This is a genomic window from Sphaerochaeta sp. UBA5836 (assembly GCF_002432845.1).
Lineage (GTDB): Bacteria > Spirochaetota > Spirochaetia > Sphaerochaetales > Sphaerochaetaceae > Sphaerochaeta.
This window is the reverse complement of the sequence record NZ_DJGW01000015.1, coordinates 1-922: the sequence shown is the minus strand read 5'-3', so window position 1 is coordinate 922 and position 922 is coordinate 1. Positions and strand designations below refer to the sequence as shown.

General features: G+C 52.0%; 1 protein-coding gene. It reads right to left on the bottom strand.

Annotated elements, in window-relative coordinates:
* A partial coding sequence (gene metK / locus B3F49_RS01130; RefSeq protein ID WP_293908610.1) for a methionine adenosyltransferase occupies positions 1-719 on the bottom strand: 719 nt, incomplete at its 3' end.
* Positions 720-922 lie beyond the last annotated feature (203 nt).

The following is a 922-nucleotide window of genomic DNA, read 5'->3' as shown; positions in this document are numbered from 1 at the left end:
CCGATGACAAAACGGCCGGTCGGGTTGATGTAGATTTTTGTCTTCTCATCCAGAAGTCCTGTCTTCTCAAGCACCACTTTGATCACTTTGTCGGTCAAGAAGGAGATGAGATGGTTGCGGTCGGTTTCGGGTGTGTGCTGGTGACTGATGACCACCGAGTCGATGTGCACCGGCTTTCCGTCCTGATAGAGCAGCGATACTTGGCTTTTCGCATCGGGGCGAAGAAATGGGGCATCTCCGGCCTTGCGAAGCCGGCTTGCTTCCATCAGCAGCTGATGAGCCCACATGACCGGGGCGGGCATGAGCTCTTCTGTTTCGTCGCAGGCGAAGCCGAACATCATGCCCTGGTCTCCTGCTCCCTGCTCGCCGAAGAGGGATGTATCGGCATTCACCCCCATGGAGATGTCGGCCGACTGCGTATTGGTCAGGTTGACGACCTTCAGAGTCTTATAGTCGAATCCGCATCCTTCTTCGGTATAGCCGATTTGCTTGACGGTTTCCCTGACGATAGCTTCAATGTCCAGTGTGGCGTTGGTGGTGATCTCCCCGCCTACAATTACAGTATCGGTAGTGGCAAAGACCTCGCAGGCAACCCTGCTTTTGGGGTCCTGACGAAGACAGTTGTCGAGAACGGCATCGGAAATCTGATCGCAGACTTTGTCCGGATGTCCTTCGCTTACTGATTCTGATGTGAAAATGTGTGATCCATGTGACAGCATACACCCTTCCTTTGAGAACTTGGGGAAGGAGGAACTCAATTCTGAGAATTGTTGCGCTCCCCTTTTAGCAAGTTTCTTTAGTGACGCCCGCAAGCCGGGAGGCTATCAAATCGACGTCATTGGTCACGATACTAACAGGGATGCTCCAATTGTACAAGAGTCGGTGTGGCCTTCTTTACAGAACAATAATTGTTTTGAAAGTA